This is a genomic window from Streptomyces sp. NPDC054840 (genome assembly GCF_053611065.1).
Genome location: NZ_JBSGZP010000112.1, coordinates 1 through 14,663, shown reverse-complemented (window position 1 = coordinate 14,663; position 14,663 = coordinate 1). Strand labels below are relative to the sequence as shown.

Below are 14,663 nucleotides of genomic sequence, written 5' to 3'. Positions count from 1 at the left end.
GGGGCCGGCCCGCGCCCCCGGTCGTCTAACGGCGCGCGTCCACCACGGCGAGGAGCTTGCCGCTGGTCGGACTGCGGTCCAGCGACGCGCCGTCCACCGCCTCGACCACCAGCTCCAGCAGCCCCTCCGCGACCGCCGAGCACAGCTCCGGGTAGCCGGCCAGGAAGACCTCCCGCAGCCGCTCCGCGTCCGTCGCCGCGGCCCGCTCCACCCGGACGGTCAGCCGCTCGCGCGCGCCGGCGGAGTCGAGCCTGACCTGCAGCTCGCCCCGGTGACCGCCCTGTTCCCCGGCCAGGACCAGGAAGCGCCGCAGGTTCAGGAAGTACGTCGCCACCCGCATCACGTCGCCGGTGCGCCCCCGCAGCTCGAAGCGCGGCGCGTGCCGTCCGCACGGGCAGCGGCCCGGGACCTCCCGGCCCAGGTCGCCTATCACGTACCGGCCCAGCCGCTGGCCGCGCCGGGCGTGCGTGGTGAAGACCAGTCGGCCCGTCTCGCCCGGGACCACCGGGCGGTCCTCGCCCAGGTCCAGGATCTCCATCGTGTGCAGGTCGGCGTGCAGGTGGTGGACGCCGCCGGAGCTCTCGGTGCACTGGTAGCCGAGCGGGCCGAGGTCGGTGCTGCCGTACGTGATCGAGCGGACGACCTCGATGCCGAACGTGTCCTTCAAGGTGCGCTGCTGCTCCTCGGTGAAGTGCTCGCCCCCGTAGAACACCTTGCGCAGGCCGCCGTACGCGCGCAGCGCATCCGCCTCCGCGTGCAGCAGCTGCCACAGGTAGGAGGGCATGCCGAAGAGGGTGTCGGCCCCGTGGTCGATCAGCGCCTGCGCCGTGGCCCGGTGGTCGGGGCCCGCCGACAGCGGCAACTGCACCCCGCCGAGCCGTTCCAGCACGGAGAAGAAGCTGATGAAGCTGCCGTACATGGAGCCGCAGTAGAACAGGTTGGCGGTCCGGTCCGCGGCCGGGTCGTAGCCGGCGGCCAGCAGGCCCCGCGCGGCGGCGTGCATCTGCGTGTCGTAGTCGTCGTAGCTGAAGACCGACAGCGCCGGCGCGCCGGTGCTGCCGCCGCTGCGGAAGTACAGCTCGGCATCGGCCCGCGTCAGCCGGCGGGCCGGCTGCTGCACGTCCTCCTTGCCCAGCAGCGGGCCCGCGGGACGCGGCAGCACCACGGGCCGGACCAGGTCGTCCAGGCAGGCGGTGGTGGCGAACCGGGCCGGATCTGCCTGGACCGCGACGCGGCGGCTGTAGCGCTGCAGGGCGTAGACGCCGTCGTGCGGCTCACCCGCGTAGCTCTCCAGCATCGCGCCGACCGGCGTGACCCGGGTGACCCCCGCGGCCAGGGCGGTACGGGACAGCTCGGCGACGTCCGTGGCGCTGCCCGCGAGGCCCGCCGTCTGCAGGTAGCGGCGCATCGGCCGCAGGGTGGCGATCAGCCGCTTGCGGGGCAGCGGCTTGACCCACACGCTGCGGTGCAGCGGTGAGGCGGTCAGCGGGGACCGGGTGTCGGCCATGACCCGCCACGAGCCGTCGGGAGCCGTGAACACCCGGGTCAGGCCCAGGTGTTCCTCCAGCCGGGCCATCAGCTCGGTGGTGGTCAGCTCGGCCGCCTCCGCGGGGTCCTGCTCGTCCTTCTGAGCACCGGCCGCGGCCGGCGGCCGGGCGGCGAGGACCGCGGCGAACCGCTCGGCGAAACCGAAGACCTCGTCCTCGTCCTCGGTGTCGAGGTACACGACCTGGGGGCTGGAGCACGCCTCCTGCTCGTGCAGGCAGACGTCGTCCGCCAGGGCGTCGAGGGTCCCGGCGTCCGACCAGGCGCCGGCTGTCAGGTAGGCGAAGGAGATCCGGTGCCCCCACTCCACCAGCCGGCAGCCGGCCGGAACATGGGCCGCCACCCCTTCGACGGCGGCTTCCCCGCCCCAAACGGCGACGGCGTCCGCCGGCGCGCACATCAGCCGCAGCCACTCCTGCCGGGAGGAGGGGAAGCGCAGGACGACGATCCGCGTGGCCAGCGCGCCACTGGGGTCGAGGGCCGCGAGCTCGGCCATCAGGTGCTGGGTCAGGAGGGTGTCGTCGCCGCTGGTCTTGAGCACGTTGACGTTGCCGGCGAGCAGGCCCTCGACGATGCTCAGCGGCGCGACCGTCGCGGCGTTGCCCGGCGCGATGTGGGCGACCATGCCGACGGGCGCCCACGCCTCGTAGACCGTCTCCCGCGGATCGGCCCGGTTCAGCCGGCCGGGCGTCGCGCTGCCGAGTTCCCGGCGCAGCTTGCGGGTCAGCTCACGCCGGGCGAGGAGGCCGCCCAGTTCGGCCAGGACGGCCGGATCCTCGCCCTCGGGCAGGTGCGCGGCGAGCCGGGCGCGCACCGGGTGGTCGGGGTCGCACAGGGCGGCGCCGAGGGCGTCGCACGCGGCCAGGACGGTCTCGGTCTCCAGTACCTCGCTCAGCGCGGCTTCGACGGCGGCCGGCAGACCGGCGAGGCGGTGCCCGGCCTCCTCGTCGTCGATGAAGGAGCCCTGCCAGTAGTGGTGTTGCACGTTCAAGGTCACGCCATTCCCTTCATCAGTTCCGCCGCGGCCACCGCGCAGCTGCGGTTGCGGCTCACCCCGGCACGGCCGTGGACGGTGAACCAGGGGGTCCGGAGCTCGCACCCGCAGGCGTCGCCCGGCTGGAGGGAGGCGAGGTCGCCCATGACCACGCTCTGCGCCGGCACCGAGGTGATGTAGGGCGACACGAGGTGCAGGTAGCCCCGCTCCCCGTGGGGCAGGGGTTCGAGCGTGCGGGTGGAGCGGATCGTCACCCGCGACCAGACGGGGGCGTGCAGCCGGTGGTGGTCGCACTCGATGTACGGGATGCAGTGTTCGACCGACCCGAAGGTGTCCCGGATCCGCTCACCCGGGATGCCGAGCTGCTCGGTGACCCGGGAGTACAGCTCCTCCTTGCCGATGCGCCGGTCGGCGTGGCCCTTCCAGCCGCCGCCGAGGACGACGAGGGAGCCCTCGGGCAGGCGCAGCGGAGGCAGCCCCATGGCTCGCATCCGCTCCAGGGTGAAGAAGAGGAAGGCCGGGAAGCCGAGGATGCGGACCGGGGCGTCCTCCTGCTCGAAGCGGCGCAGTGCGGCGATACAGCCGAAGGGGTCGAACTCGTGCTCGCCGCCGGTGTTGCGCAGCGCGTACGCGACGCTGCGCGCCGGGGCGAAATCGCACAGGTAGTTGTCGGTGAAGGCGGTCCCGAGGTTCAGCGAGGGGGCCGGCTCGTAGCTGTAGAGGAGGTAGTTGACCTCCTGGTCGGGGGTGATCCACCCGTTGCGCTCGAAGATCCGGGCGACCATGCGCTGCGCGGAGCGGATGGTCCACCGGTCGAAGAACATCTGCGACTTCTGGCCGGTGGTGCCGGAGGAGGTCAGGTGCAGCTCGACGTCCTCGCGGGGGATGGAGAGCACCTCGTGCCGCTTGAAGAAGTTCGCGTGGACGAGCGGCGTACGGTACGGCTCGGCCGGGCCGGTGGCCTCGTACAGGGAGCGGAAGAACGCGGAGCGCTCGGTGTGCCAGGCGTTGGTCTCCGCCATGGCCGCGGCGAACAGCTCGTCCTGCGCGGGTCCGAAGGCGTACGGGTCGGTCAGGTCGCACAGCTCTTGTACGTGCGGCAGCAGGGCCGGGTCGGGTACGGCGACCGGCGCGAGATGGGGGTTCATGAGGCAACCTCGGATGATGTGGGCAGATGTGTCGACGCCCAGGCCGACACATAGCAGTCCAGGTACGGCTGGAGGGGCGGTTCGACCGCGACGCCGCGGAAGTCGATCCGCTCGCCGGAACGGGACAGGACGGCGTAGTCGTGGAAGCCGTCACCGTCCGCGCGCATGGCCGGGTAGAGGGCCCCGGCGACGAACCCCTGGGCCAGGAAGGCGGAGAGGGCCTCGTGGTGCGCGAGCGGCACCAGGGCTTCGACGTAGCCGGCGCCCGCGCGGGCCAGGGCGCGGGTGACGGGTTCGAGGTGGGCCGCAGCGGCGGCCGGGTCGGGGTGGGCCGTCAGCAGGGAGCCGTACCCGCCGGCGCGGTTGAGGTAGGCGTAGACCTCGAACCGGCCGTCCTCGGGGGTGAGCAGCACGTTCGGGGTGTGCAGCGGGTAGAACCAGCCCTCGGCGCCCGGGAACCGCTCGCGGAAGCGGCGGCGGACAAAGGCCGGTGCCTCGATCATCTCCAGCCGTTCGACCGCGGTGTGCGGCGCGGGGGCCGGGAGCGGGGCGGCGGCCCTGACCCCGGGGTAGGCGATGCCGAGCGCGGACTCGGAGGTACGCAGCAACGGCAGCAGTGGGGCCGGTACTTCGGTGACGGGGATCCGGCGGTCGAGCACTCCGGTGGCGTGACGCGCGTAGAGGGCGAGGCTTTCGCGGGTGCTGAGATCGACCGCGTTGGGCAGGATGCCCAGCGGACGGAAGCCGTTGCGGGCGACGACTCGCTGCGGGCCGGCGCTGACCGTGCGGACGGTCGCGTACACCGAGTCCAGGCGGCCCGTGTCCAGCATCCCGGCGCACAGGGCCTCGGTCAGGGCGGCGGCCAGGCCTGCCGAGCGGTGCTCGGGGTGCACGGCGATGCCCTCCAGCCGGCCGGTGCGGCTGCCGGCCTCGCCGTGGATGGCGGCGGACGCGGTCAGGGCCCCGGTGCCCGCGCAGCGCGTGACGAGCCACAGGGAGTGCGGGTCCGCGATGAGCCGGGCCATCTCGGCCGGGTCGGTGCCCAGCGCCACCGGGTAGTGCGGACCGTAGACGGCGTAGTAGAGCTGGCGCAGTTCGGCGATGTCCGCGCGGACGGCCGGGGCGATCACGGGGCTCATCGCTCGCCTCCCGCGGGTTCCGCCACGGCCGCCTCGGGCGTACGGGACCCGAGCAGGGCCAGTGCGCAGGCCGCGGGGAGCAGACCGATGCCCTGCGCGAGGCAGAGCGTCCGCGGGGAGAGGAAGTCACCGGCGGAGCCGAACACCAGGGACGCCACCGGCAGTGAGGCGCCCAGGACGGCCTGCATCACGGCGAAGAAGCCGGGCTTGTCCGCCGTCGGCACCATCCGCTGGAACAGGGCGACGAAGCGGACGCTGACGGCCCCGGCGCACCAGCCGGCCACGGCCAGGCAGCCCGCGACGGCCGGGCGCTGCGCGAACAGCCCGGGCGGCGCCAGGGCGAGGGCCATCAGCCCCAGGCACCAGGCGCCGGCGACCGTGGGCCGTCCCGGCACGCGGGTGCCGGTGAACGCGCCGACGAGCGCACCGGTGCCCAGGGAGGCCTCCAGCAGTGCCACGGTGCCGCCTCCTCCGAGGAGGACCGACCGGGTGTAGAGGGGGATGACGACGAACACGGCGGCGGTGAACAGGTTCGCCGCGGTGAAGCAGATCAGGATGCGCCGTACCGAGGGCAGTTCGGCCAGGATGCGGCGGAGCGGGCGCCGCCGGGGCGGGGCCCCCGCGCCGTCCCCGTCGCCCGCGGCGACGGTACGGAAACGGGCGCTCGCGACGAGCACGGCGGCGCCGAGGTAGGCGGCCGCGCATCCGGCGGCCAGTCCGGTCACGCCCGCCCGGTCGACGGTCAGGGCGCCGAGCAGGGCTCCCACGAGGCCGGCCAAGGACTGGGTGGACAACTCGAAGCCGGTGGCCCTCTCGATGTCGGCGTCGTCGACGAGTTCGGGAACCGAGGTGGTCAGACACGGGTCGAAGAACGCCTGGCAGGTGGCCAGCGCGAGACCGGCCGCGTAGACGGTGGTGAGCGGCAGCCCGCCGCCGTACGCCCACAGCGCGAGGGCGGCCGCGGCGGCCCCGGCCACGGCGGCGGCGGTCCGCAGCACCGAGCGGTGCGCGTACCGGGCCACGGCCCCGGCCACGACGGGCGCCAGCGCCACGGCGGGCAGCGTGCACACCGCCATGAACAGCCCCGAGGCCAGCCCGCGGGCCCCGGGCACGGCGTAGGCGACGATCCACCAGGACACGCCGACCTGGAACATGCGCACGGCGGCCTGGGTGAGGACCTGGCCGAGCCACACGGCGCCGAAGGCGCGGTTGCGCAGGACCAGCGGAGTGCGCCGGCGGTCGGCCCCGGCCCGCGTCTGCGGTCCCGTCGCCGTCCCGGGCGTGTCGGCCAGGGGTGAGGCGGTCATGCGGTCGGCCTCTCGTCGAGCACGCGGACGAGCTTGCCCGTCCGCGGATTGACGGTGAGGTCGCGGTGGCGCGCCCACTCCACGGACAGCGGGTGCACGAACCCGGCCCGCACGCTGTCCGGATACAGCGGCCGTACGGTCTCCAGCTCCCTCACGACGGCCTCGGCCAGCGCCGCCCGGTGGCCCGCGGCCTGGCCGCGGGCCTCGTCCCCGGGGGCCGTCGCCAGCCGCAGGACGAGCCCGTCACGGCCGTCCCAGCGGCGGACGACGAGCTGCATGCCGACCACGTGGCCCGCGGTGTCCGCCGCGGCCACGGCGTCCTGGGCGTCCTGCGTGTAGAGGGAGACGGGACCCACCCGCACGCCCTCCTCGGCGCGCCCCAGGATCCTGAAGTGGCCCGGCCTGGTGCCGGTCCACTCGGCCCGGTCGCCCGCGGGGTAACGGATGATCGGCATCAGGCGGCGGAAGAGGCTGGTGACGACGACCCGGCCGGGCCGCCCCGGTTCGGTGAGGGGCTCATCGGTGGAGTCGTCGAGGATCTCGACGACCGCGTACGGGGTGAAGGCCCGGTGCACCCGGGCGTCGGGGCCGGACACCGGGCGGCCGAGCAGGCCCGCGTCGACGCTGGCGTAGCCGACGGAACGGACCTCGGCGCGCGGGAACGCGGCCGCCAGCAGGCGTCGCTGGTCGTCGAAGAGCGCCTCACCGCCGAAGAGGAGCAGCTCCACCGCGTCGAGCCGGACACCGGACGAGACGACCTGCTCGGCGAGCCGGCACAGGGTGGTGGGCGTACCGGTCAGCACCTGGGCGGCGAGATCGCGCAGCGTGGGGAGCGTCGACTCCAGCGGCGCGCCGCCGCCGATGGGCAGACGGACGTTGTCCACGGGCGCGTGGGTGAGCGAGTCGAGGACGAAGAGGAAGCTGGCGTACAGCTCCCCGGCGTAGAAGAGGTCGGCGACGCGGTGCCCCGGGCGCAGACCGGTGTCCACGAGGCCCTGGCCGAAGGCGGTGACGAACGTGCGCCACTCGTCGCGGGTGTAGACGGAGAACTTGGGGGATCCGGTGGTACCGCCGGTCTTGTAGACCGTGGCCTCGCTGAGCGGGCCGGTCAGCACACTGCTGTCGTGCAGGGTGTTGGCCGCCCAGAAGCCCTGCTGGTCGACCACCGGCAGGTCGGTGAGGCGGTCGACGTGCGGTGGCAGGGACGCGTAGAGGTCCCGGTAGTAGGGCGAGTTGTGGCGGGCGAAACGTATGAGGTCCGAGAGTTGCTGGGCGGACATGAGCCTTTGCCTGGGTGACGGGAACGGGAACGGGAACGGGAGCCGCGGCGGCCGCGGCGAGAGCTGTGACTCGCCTGCGGAAGGGGCCGGTGTGAACGGGGGACCCCCCGGCGCCCCCGCCTCCCTCTGACGCACGCCGAAAGCTGACGTGCAGTCACGATGATGAAACATCAGTTCGCTCATCGCCAAATTGGCCGAATATTTCCGGACAGTGGGACCACATTCAACAGTTTTTTCGGTGGGACTGGTTCCGGTCATGGGTTCCTGACGGGGGCCGTAACCCGGCTGCAGCGACAGTGCGGTTGCCCGTGACCGGAGCGCCCCAGGAGCTCTCCGGACCCGGCCCGAGGATCAGGAGCGGACCTCGGTGCGCTACGCCTGACGCGGGGTCCGGTCCCGCCGCGCGTACCTCGTAGGGTGAGCCGTCAGGATGGCAACCGGTGAGAGGCGGAGCGCACATGGAGATCGGGCTGCGCGAGACGACCGACGAGGACCTGGCCGTCTTCTGGGAGCAGTTGACGCACCCGGGTCTCCAGCAGATGGCGGCGATCACCAGGAAGTACCACTACGACCGGGGCCACTTCGACACGCACTGGGCGAAGGTGCGCAAGGACCCCGCCGTGATCCTGCGTACCGTGCTGGCCGACGGGGTCGTGGTCGGTCACGCCGCCGTGTTCGGGCCGCCCGAGGAGCGCGAGGTGACGTACGTGATCGGCCCCGAGCACTGGGGACGGGGCATCGCCACCCGGGCGCTGGCCGAGCTGATCCGGCTGGAGGACACCCGCCCCCTGCACGCCGGGGCGGTGGCCGACAACACGGGCTCGATCCGGGTGCTGGAGAAGTGCGGGTTCGCCGTCACCGGCCGCACCCGCGATTTCGCCGAGGCCCGCGGCCGAGAGGTGGACGTCGTCCTGCTCACCCTGGGCTGAGCGGGCGCCCCCCGGCCCTCGGGGCCCGCCCGGCCCTCCGGGCACTCAGGGCCCGCCCGGTCCGCCCGGCCTGCCCGGGGGCTCCACCTCCAGGAAACGGCGCCGCCGCGGGCCCCGGTAGAGCAGGCACACCCAGCCCAGCCCCTCCAGCACGACGGCGCAGGCCGTCAGCCGCTCCCGCTCCTCACCGGCCGCGCCGCCGCCCGCCGGGCCCACCCAGGTCACCTCCGCCCGCCCGGGCTCCGCCCCGGCCGCCACGCGGTAGCCCGTCCGCGTACGCCGCCCCTCGTCGTCCACCGCCGACGGCACGATCCCCGCCGCCTCCAGCGCGAGGGCCACCGCCCGCGGCAACTGCCTGAGCTCCCACGGCGCGGGAACCGCCGCGCCCGCCGGGCCGTTCACCAGACGGCGGATCTGCAGCAGCCCCTCGTACGCGGTGCGCAGCTCCGCCTGACGCCCGCCGTGCGCGGCCGCCGGGCCGTCGCCGGTCGAGGGCTCGAAAGCCTGCCCGGGTACCGCCATCACCCACCACCCCGCCCAGCCGTCTGAGTACCTCACGCCCGACGGCCTGAGTATCCACCCCGATTCCCCGACGGCGCTGCGCTGCTGGAATGGGGACATGACTTCACAGGCCCCGAGCGGCGCCACGACCGCCCGCCCGCGCATGCAGCAGGTGACCACCGCCGGCTCGGCCCTGGCCGTGGCCCTGGTCCCGCTCGTGGTCGGCGTCCTGTTCGCCAAGGCGATGGCCGCCGACCCGATGACCCCGGTCAACGCCCTGATCGCGGGCGGCGGCCAGCGGGCCGCACTGCCCCGGGGTGAGTGGAAGCGGCGCGGCCGCACCACCGTGCGCAGGCTGCGCACGGCCCGGCGCGACACGGCCCGGCGGTGTGCCCGCGCCTGCGGCCGCCGCCCCTGAGCGGCCGGGGTCAGGAGGGGGTGGCCAGCGGCTCCTGGAGTTCGGTGACCCACTGATCGGGGTCCTGCGGGCAGGCCAGGGTCAGCTCGCGGGCATACCCGGCCGAGCGGTGCCCGTGTGCGTCGATCCACCGCGCCAGGGCCTGCGCCGTCGGCAGGACGCCGTCCATCGAGCCTCGGTGCACCACGGTCGCGGCCCGCTCCACCGCCGGCAGCGTGACGATGCGGACCTCGCCCCCGAGATCCTCGGCCCGGACCGAGGCCGCCACCGGCAGTCCGGCGTGGACGAGGACGGCCGACGTGGATCCCGTGCCGGGCACGTCCTCGTAGTAGGCGGTCCCGGGGCCGGTCGGGGCGACCCCGGCCTCCTCGATCCGGCGGCACAGCTCTTCGTAGAGCGGCCCGATGACCGGGCCGATGTCCTGCGGTTCATAACTCCCGGCCGTGCCGGTCAGCTCGGCGAGCCGGACGGGCGGAAGGCTCTTCACGACGATGTCGTCGGCGGGCATGGATCCCTCTTTCTCGATGGTCCGGAGCCTCGCCTCGACCTGGACCAGCCGGGCCGCCGCGGCGGCCATGGCGCTCTCCAGCTCGGCCTGTCGCAGTCGCAGCATGCCGCGCAGCTCCTCCGCGCCCACCCGCTCGCCGAGGATCGACCCCACCTGGTCGAGGGAGAGGCCGAGTTCCTTGAGCGCGATGACCCGGTTGAGGCGGGCGAGCTGCCCGGCCTCGTAGAAGCGGTAGCCGGTGAAGGGGTCGACACGCGCCGGGCGCAGCAGTCCGAGGGCGTCGTAGTGACGCAGCATGCGGACCGACACCCGGCCGTACTTGGCGAAGTCTCCGATGGTGAACATGACGCTCTCCACTACAAGGTCTGACACAGGGGGAGGGTCAAGCGTCGCACCGGCGAAAGACGCGGGGGTCAGCGGCCGTACTGCCGCAGGCACAGGTCGACGATGGACGGCGGAACCGTGCCGTCCGCGGCCGCGCACAGCTGGTCCGGGCCGGGCGGCGGGGCCGGCCTGCGCCGCGGATGGGCCATCGCCGGACCGGGCACCCGCTTGCGCCGGGGCGGCGCAGCCGCCTGCGCGGGGGCCCGCCCGCGCGAGGGCTCCGGCACCGGGGCCGACTTCGGGGCCGGCTCCGGGGCGGGCCCGCCGTCCGCGTCCGGTCCCCGGTCCCGGTCCGGCGCGGGCGCGGCGAGCTCGGGCAGCGCCCCCAGCGGCAGGGCCAGGGGCGTCGGGACCTCGGGCGCCCCGGCCGGCGGTACTGATCCCCGTACGGGAGCCGGGGACGCATCCTGCGGCCCGACGGAGACACAGCCGGTGCTCGCGAGGAGCACGACGAGGGAGAGGGGCACGGCCCGGCGTAACTGCATCCGACCACCTTGCCGTACGACCGGGCCGGACCCGTTCCCCTCTCACGCGTGCGGGTGACACCGGCCCGGCGGGAATGGCCGGGGCGGGTGGGAAATTGGAACGGCAGTACGGGTGAAGGGGGAGGCGCGACCCCCGGCTCACCGTGCCGTGTCCTGCCCGCCGACCGTCGGTACGGAGTACCGATCCATGACCTCAGCTGCCGCGCCCGGCAACCATCCCGCGCCGCCCCCCGAGTCCGGCCCGACCGGGGGTCCCGGGTCCGTCCCCCGGCCCGGGGACGGACCCGCACAGCCGAGCGGTGCCGCTCCGTGGAAGGGCTGGGCGGCCGTCTGCGCCGTCTCGCTCGGCATCTTCTGCCTGATCACCTCCGAGCTGCTGCCCGTCGGGCTGCTCACCCCCGTGGGGGCCGCGCTCGGCGTGTCCGCCGGCACCCGAGCCCGCGGCCCCGCTCGGCGGGGCCGCCCTGATGCTCGCGGCCGCCGCCACCGTGTGGGTCACGGCTGTCCGCCGCACCCCCGACAGATCGGATGGACGGGGGCGGATCGGACACCGGGCTTGACCCGGCCCCCGCATCGGGGCGAGAGTGCGCCGATCAAGCATCACAGCGTGAGCCGCCCCTCGGAGATACGTCAGATGTCCATACCCGTTCGCCCGTCGACCGCCCCGGCCGAAATCGGTGGTTCTCCGGCACACGGCACACTCGGCCTGCCCGGCGCCCCCGCCGTCGGCACGGCCCCGGCTCCCGTCGCCCGGCGGCACGGAGCCTGACCGACCGGGTGGGGGCCGGCACCGCACCGCCGTGCCGGCCCCCGTCCCCGCCGGGAGACCACCATGCGCCAGGACCCTGATGAGAGCGGGATCGTCCCCGACGACCACCTGCTCGTACGCCCGTACGTCGCCCCCTCGGGCCTACCGCCCCGATCGGCCGCTCCCGCCTGGCCGCAGACCGGCCCCCACGCCTTCCCCGGCCCGGCGCATGTTCCGGCACCCGGTGTTCCGGTAGCCGTTCCCGCAGCCGTTCCCGTTCCCGTTCCCGGTTCCGCTCCCCGCCCGGCTGCCGTCCGTGGTCGGCGCAGCCGGCTTCCGTTCGCCGTCCTCACCTTGCTGGCGCTCGCCGCGGTGGGTGCGCTGGTGCTCCTGCTGAGCGGCCCGGACCCGCAGCCGCCCCGGGCCGGGGCGCCCGCCGAGCTGTCCGTACCGACGCTCCCGAGGCGCGGCACGGACTTCGGTGCCGAGGCCGACGCCGGGCCGTCCGCGTCCGCAGCGTCCTCCTCCGCCTCTCCCACGCCCACCCGAGCGCCGGGCGCGTCCGGTGGCGAGGGCGGGAATCCGCCGTCCTCGCCCGGCGCCACGGACCTGGGCCCGCCGGACTCCAACGGAACGCTGCGGATGGGGGACACCGGTCCCGAGGTGCGCGCCTTGCAGGAGCTGCTCCAGGGGCAGGGGTTCACGTATGTCTCCGTCACCGGGGTCTACGACAGCCAGACCAAGCGCGGTGTCGGTCAACTGCAGCGTGACCGTTCCATCAAGGGCGACTCCCCGGGCGTTTACGGCCCGGCCACCCAGGCGGCGATGCGCTGACCGCCCGCCGAGCCCGGCAGCCCCCGGGTCGGCTTGAACGCGTTCAATTCCTCTGTCGGGCTACGGGGTGACCGCGGGAAGGGGCGACATCGAGCTGCTCGTTCCTGTGGGATCCGTACCTGTGCCTACGGGGGGTTCTCTTGCCCGTCCCGGTCCCACCGCCCGGCCCGCCGCCGCCACATCCCCGGCCGGTGCCGGCGCCCCCGCCCCCGCCGGACGAGCACGGCGTCGCGAAGGCCTTCGCACGCTCCTGTCTCACTGCCGTCGCCGTCGCGGTCCTGTTCTTCCTGGTGGTGTACTGCCGGGTGTTGGGGATCTGAGCTGTGAGCCGCACGACCCAGCGGCGATCAGCGGCCGCCGGAGACCCGCAGCACCGTGCCCGTCGTGTACGAGGCGTCCGGGGAGAGCAGCCAGGCGATCGCCCCGGCGATCTCGTCGGGCCGGCCGGGCCGGCCGAGCGGGATGCCGGCCGCCGCCTTCGCCGGACGGTCGGGATCGCCCATCGCCGCGTGCATGTCGGTCTCGATGACGCCCGGCGCCACGGCGTTGACCCGGATCCCGTCCGGACCGAGCTCCTTGGCGAGCCCCACCGTGAGCGCGTCGACGGCCGCCTTGGTCGCCGCGTAGTGCACGTACTCACCGGCGCTGCCGAGGGTGGCGGCCGTCGAGGAGACGTTCACGATCGCCCCGCCTTCGGCCTCCGCCATGTCCCGGGCGGCCCGGCGGCAGCACAGCAGGTACCCGAGGAGGTTCACCTCCACCACCCGCCGCAGGTCCTCGGTGCGGGCATCGGCGAGCCGGCCCAGCGGGCCGGTCACCCCGGCGTTGTTCACCAGCCCGGTCACCCTGCCGAGTTCGGCGCCGGCGATGTCGAAGAGCCGCTCGACGGCGCACTCCTCGGACACGTCGCCGCGCACGGTCACACAACGGGCCCCGGCAGCCCTGACGCGCTCGGCGACGGCCTCGGCCGCCGTCGCGTCACGGGTGTAACCAAGGGCCAGATCATGCCCGTTCGCTGCCAGCCGCAGACAGGTCGCCGCACCGATGCCCCTGCTGCCGCCGGTGACGACGGTGACTTGACGAGCTGACATGGGAGCCTCCTGCGGGGCACGGAACGCGAACATGGAACGGGAACGTGAAGCGTCGAGCGCGGATCGCGGAAAGAACACAGAAGGAGCGGCGCCGGGGCGGGGCGGGCAGGCTAACACCGGGATATTCGCTGGACCAGCGGAAATGGCCGGAAGCAGAGTGGTGGCCACCGACGCGCCGCACCACCGGGCGTCGTCCGTGTCCCTGACCCCTGTTGGAGCCGCCCCATGTCGACCTTGCGCGTGACCGCCGAAGAACTGACCGTCCACGACCACCCGAACGCCGACGCGCTGGAGCTGGCCCAGGTGGGCCTCTACCGCGCCGTGATCGCCAAGGGTGCCTATCGCACAGGCGAGTTCGCGATCTACATCCCCGAACAGGCCGTCCTGCCCGCGGATCTGATCGAGGAGCTCGGCCTCACCGGACGGCTCGCCGGCGGCTCCGCCGACCGGGTCAAGGCGGTCCGGCTCCGCGGCGAACTCTCGCAAGGACTCGTGTGCCGGCCGCGCGTACTCGCCGACATCGACCTGGCCCAGGCGGCCAAGGAGGAAACGGACTTCGCCGAGCTGCTCGGCATCACCAAATGGGCCCCGCCCATACCCACGACCATGAACGGCGACGTCGAAGCCGCCGCCGACCTGATGCCGTGGGTCGACATCGAGAACCTCCAGCGCTACCCGCACATCTTCGAGCCCGGCGAGCCGGTCGTCCTCACCGAGAAACTGCACGGTACCGCCTGCCTCTTCACGTACGTGGTCGAGGGTGAGCGGTCCTTCGTGTCCTCCAAGGGATTCGGCTCGAAAGGGTTGGCGCTCAAGGAGGACGAGCGCAACCTCTACTGGCGGGCCGTCCGCGGCCACGACGTACCGGCCGTCGCGGCGAGCCTGGCCGCCCGACTCGGCGCGACCCGGGTCGGGATCTTCGGCGAGGTGTACGGCAAGGGCGTCCAGGACCTCTCGTACGGGACCGACGTACGCACCGCCGACGCGCCGCCCGGATACGCCGTCTTCGACGTCTCCGCCGAGATCGACGGGCAGACGCGCTGGCTGGACCCGGCCGCCGTTCTGACGGACGGTGAGCTTCCGCTCGTGCCACGGCTGTACGAGGGCCCCTACGACCTCGCCAAGGTGCTGGAACTGGCGAGCGGGCGCGAGACCGTCTCCGGGAAGGCCGCGCACCTGCGCGAGGGCGTCGTCATCCGGCCGTCGGAGGAACGGTACAGCCCGGTCGTGGGCGGCCGCGCCATCGCCAAGGCCGTCAGCCCGGCGTACCTGACCCGCAAGGGCGGCACCGAGTACGAGTGACCCTTCCGCGTCGTGCCGTGCAACGCCGCGCCGCGCCGCGCCCGCTCCAC

The 14,663-nt window shown here is 74.0% G+C and carries 13 protein-coding genes; 4 read left to right on the top strand and 9 right to left on the bottom strand.

Going from position 1 to position 14,663, the window contains the following annotated elements; translation table 11 throughout:
- Positions 1 to 25: 25 nt before the first annotated feature.
- From ACWGIU_RS11250 to ACWGIU_RS11230, 5 genes are read right to left on the bottom strand one after another with little or no spacing between them, the layout of a single operon-like run.
- Positions 26 to 2,542: an acyl-CoA reductase gene (locus ACWGIU_RS11250; RefSeq protein ID WP_453704573.1), complete on the bottom strand. Its 2,517-nt coding sequence runs from the start codon at positions 2,540 to 2,542 to the stop codon at positions 26 to 28.
- Positions 2,539 to 3,687, bottom strand: a complete 1,149-nt coding sequence (locus ACWGIU_RS11245) for a LuxE/PaaK family acyltransferase (protein WP_453704571.1) — start codon at positions 3,685 to 3,687, stop codon at positions 2,539 to 2,541. Before ACWGIU_RS11245 ends, ACWGIU_RS11250 begins: the two co-directional genes overlap by 4 nt.
- Complete coding sequence (locus tag ACWGIU_RS11240) at positions 3,684 to 4,826, bottom strand: GNAT family N-acetyltransferase (protein WP_453704569.1); 1,143 nt, start codon at positions 4,824 to 4,826, stop codon at positions 3,684 to 3,686. Before ACWGIU_RS11240 ends, ACWGIU_RS11245 begins: the two co-directional genes overlap by 4 nt.
- Positions 4,823 to 6,133 (bottom strand): MFS transporter, encoded by a 1,311-nt coding sequence (locus tag ACWGIU_RS11235; RefSeq protein WP_453704568.1) that lies wholly within the window; start codon positions 6,131 to 6,133, stop codon positions 4,823 to 4,825. The genes ACWGIU_RS11240 and ACWGIU_RS11235 overlap by 4 nt, the downstream gene beginning before the upstream one ends.
- Positions 6,130 to 7,413, bottom strand: a complete 1,284-nt coding sequence (locus ACWGIU_RS11230) for a phenylacetate--CoA ligase family protein (protein WP_453704566.1) — start codon at positions 7,411 to 7,413, stop codon at positions 6,130 to 6,132. The genes ACWGIU_RS11235 and ACWGIU_RS11230 overlap by 4 nt, the downstream gene beginning before the upstream one ends.
- A 458-nt stretch (positions 7,414 to 7,871) precedes the next feature.
- Here ACWGIU_RS11230 and ACWGIU_RS11225 point away from each other — a divergent pair, with 458 nt between their 5' ends.
- Positions 7,872 to 8,342: a GNAT family N-acetyltransferase gene (locus tag ACWGIU_RS11225; RefSeq protein WP_453704564.1), complete on the top strand. Its 471-nt coding sequence runs from the start codon at positions 7,872 to 7,874 to the stop codon at positions 8,340 to 8,342.
- A 45-nt stretch (positions 8,343 to 8,387) separates the two neighbouring features.
- Here ACWGIU_RS11225 and ACWGIU_RS11220 read toward each other — a convergent pair whose 3' ends face one another.
- A complete protein-coding gene (locus ACWGIU_RS11220; protein WP_453704577.1) occupies positions 8,388 to 8,864 on the bottom strand; it encodes a hypothetical protein in 477 nt (158 codons plus the stop codon).
- A gap of 97 nt (positions 8,865 to 8,961) precedes the next feature.
- On the opposite strand from ACWGIU_RS11220, the gene ACWGIU_RS11215 reads away from it, so the two are divergent.
- Positions 8,962 to 9,261, top strand: coding sequence for a hypothetical protein (locus ACWGIU_RS11215; protein WP_453704562.1), 300 nt, complete (start codon positions 8,962 to 8,964; stop codon positions 9,259 to 9,261).
- Between the two features lie 10 nt (positions 9,262 to 9,271).
- Here ACWGIU_RS11215 and ACWGIU_RS11210 read toward each other — a convergent pair whose 3' ends face one another.
- Positions 9,272 to 10,114: a MerR family transcriptional regulator gene (locus ACWGIU_RS11210; protein ID WP_453704575.1), complete on the bottom strand. Its 843-nt coding sequence runs from the start codon at positions 10,112 to 10,114 to the stop codon at positions 9,272 to 9,274.
- A gap of 68 nt (positions 10,115 to 10,182) precedes the next feature.
- Positions 10,183 to 10,638, bottom strand: coding sequence for a hypothetical protein (locus ACWGIU_RS11205; RefSeq protein ID WP_453704561.1), 456 nt, complete (start codon positions 10,636 to 10,638; stop codon positions 10,183 to 10,185).
- Positions 10,639 to 11,470: 832 nt separating this feature from the next.
- On the opposite strand from ACWGIU_RS11205, the gene ACWGIU_RS11200 reads away from it, so the two are divergent.
- Positions 11,471 to 12,220 carry a peptidoglycan-binding domain-containing protein gene (locus ACWGIU_RS11200; protein WP_453704559.1) on the top strand — a complete coding sequence of 250 codons (750 nt, stop codon included), beginning with the start codon at positions 11,471 to 11,473 and terminating at the stop codon, positions 12,218 to 12,220.
- Positions 12,221 to 12,567: 347 nt separating this feature from the next.
- Here ACWGIU_RS11200 and ACWGIU_RS11195 read toward each other — a convergent pair whose 3' ends face one another.
- Entirely contained in the window at positions 12,568 to 13,311 is a 744-nt protein-coding gene (locus ACWGIU_RS11195; RefSeq protein ID WP_453704557.1) for an SDR family NAD(P)-dependent oxidoreductase, read from the bottom strand.
- Between the two features lie 225 nt (positions 13,312 to 13,536).
- On the opposite strand from ACWGIU_RS11195, the gene ACWGIU_RS11190 reads away from it, so the two are divergent.
- A complete protein-coding gene (locus ACWGIU_RS11190) occupies positions 13,537 to 14,613 on the top strand; it encodes an RNA ligase (ATP) (RefSeq protein ID WP_453704555.1) in 1,077 nt (358 codons plus the stop codon).
- Positions 14,614 to 14,663 lie beyond the last annotated feature (50 nt).